The organism is Endozoicomonas sp. SESOKO4 (assembly GCF_024606275.1).
In genome coordinates, this window is record NZ_JAHHPS010000579.1 from 1 (window position 1) to 1,886 (window position 1,886).

At 48.1% G+C, this 1,886-nt stretch carries 4 protein-coding genes; all 4 read left to right on the top strand.

Going from position 1 to position 1,886, the window contains the following annotated elements; genetic code table 11:
- Positions 1-274 (top strand): hypothetical protein (locus KDK16_RS11370; protein WP_257276198.1); only part of this gene is annotated, 274 nt, incomplete at its 5' end.
- A complete protein-coding gene (gene gspI / locus KDK16_RS11375; RefSeq protein WP_257276199.1) occupies positions 255-650 on the top strand; it encodes a type II secretion system minor pseudopilin GspI in 396 nt (131 codons plus the stop codon). The genes KDK16_RS11370 and gspI, both read left to right, overlap by 20 nt.
- Positions 647-1,411, top strand: a complete 765-nt coding sequence (gene gspJ / locus KDK16_RS11380) for a type II secretion system minor pseudopilin GspJ (RefSeq protein ID WP_257276200.1) — start codon at positions 647-649, stop codon at positions 1,409-1,411. Before gspI ends, gspJ begins: the two co-directional genes overlap by 4 nt.
- Positions 1,411-1,886, top strand: a 476-nt coding sequence (locus tag KDK16_RS11385) for a general secretion pathway protein GspK (RefSeq protein WP_257276201.1), incomplete at its 3' end; no start/stop codon positions are given. The genes gspJ and KDK16_RS11385, both read left to right, overlap by 1 nt.

The following is a 1,886-nucleotide window of genomic DNA, read 5'->3' on the forward strand; positions in this document are numbered from 1 at the left end:
GTGGTGGGTACTGCCGTTGGAAAGTACTGAGTGGGCTGTCATCACAGAGACACCTTTTCAAGCCTACAAAATGCCGGAAAGCCTGGATTTTTATCTTTATACAGCCGAGGACGAATTGCCCTATCTCGAACCCAAAGATACCGGTCCCGATGTAGTGTTTTATTCAGACTATCAGGTGACCCCTTTTTCTCTATACGTGGTCCCCGTTGAAAACAAAAAGCAGGGTGTGGTGCTGATAACCGATGGCTTGTCCGATGTCGAAGTCGTTCGCTAGTGTTTTGGGCTTCACCCTTATTGAGGTGATGGTGGCACTAGTTATTTTTGCTCTGGCCGCATCCATGTTGATGTTGGCAGACGGTAATAGTATTCGCCAAACCCGCTATATGCAGGAAAAGGTTTTGGCTGCACAGCTCGCCGATCAATACTTGAGCCGACTTCAGGCAGAAAAAAACTGGCCTGATAAAGGTGTCACGGGAAAGGTTGAAATCTATGCCGGGTATGACTGGTATGTCCGTCAAACTGTCAGGGATACCAGTAAGAAAAACTTTAGGAAAATTGTTGTGGATGTCTTTGTGGGTAATCAAAAGCCCAGTGATGATGGCATTCCGATGTTTTCTCTGGAGTCCTATTTGAGGAAACCGAGGAAATGAGTGGGAGCAAAGGTTTCACACTGCTTGAGCTGATGATCGCCATAATGCTCTTTGCCATGATCAGTGCGGCAGCCTACAAGTTGTTCGATTCAGTGAGTCGGGCTCAGCAGGTAACTGATGGGATTCTGGACTATCTGGATGAAATTCAACGAGCGCAGTTGATTCTGGAGAAAGATCTATTCCAGATGACAGCAAGACCGGTGCGGGATGAATTTGGTGACAGTCAGCCAGCTGTTGTGTCTCCCAGTCTTGATGGCTTTGCTCTGGAATTTACTCGTGCTGGCTGGCGTAACCCGCTGAAGGAACTGAGGAGTAACTTGCAACGTGTTGCCTATAACCTGGAAGAGGATGAGCTGGTTCGCTACTACTGGTTGATGCTGGACAGGGCTCCGGATCCGATTCTGATAAGGCAGGTTATTCTCAACAATGTGCACGGATTGAAAGTCCGTTTTATGAACGAAAAGAAGCGCTGGAGCAGTAGCTGGCCACCGGCAAAACAATCCCGAGGTGGCAAACCAGCGGGTAGAGCAAGGAAAACAGAAGACCCGGTAATGCCCTACGCGATAGAGCTGACCGTGAAGCATGTGGACTTTGGAACACTAGTAACTATTTTGCCAGCTCTAGATTACAAGTCCTCGGATGCTCTGAAGTGGCCGGAGCAAGAACAGGGTAGTGATCAGAGGAACGCTGAGCAAAACGCTCACACACCAAAGTTGGATCAGAGTGACGATGGTCAAGGTGATGATAATGAGGATGAATAATGAGGTCAGTTAAACGGCAGCGTGGCATTGCTTTGATCTACGTGCTCCTGATCTTCGCCATGATTACGCTAATGGCTTCTCAGATGGTAACCAGCCTGTGGCTGCATACTGAGAAGAACACCCATTATCTTGAGCGTATTCAGGCCAGACATTTGGCTCTGGGGGCTGAACAATATGTTGCTTTATTACTTGAGCAGGATGCGGAAGACGACAAGAAAAAGAAAAAATTTATGGATCACGAAAGTGAACGCTGGAATATACGGGAAGTAGGCTACGCCCCTGATCAGGGGGATATCGAGCTGGTCATTGTTGATGAAACCAGTCGGTTTAACCTGAACTGGCTCGCTGCAGAAGCGCTGGACGGCCAAAAGTTTGTAGGTATGTTTGAGAAAATACTGCATAACCTGGGGCTTAGTTCAGAGATTGCCGCAGCCATCAAGGACTGGATCGACGATGATCAGGAACCCTCAGAATC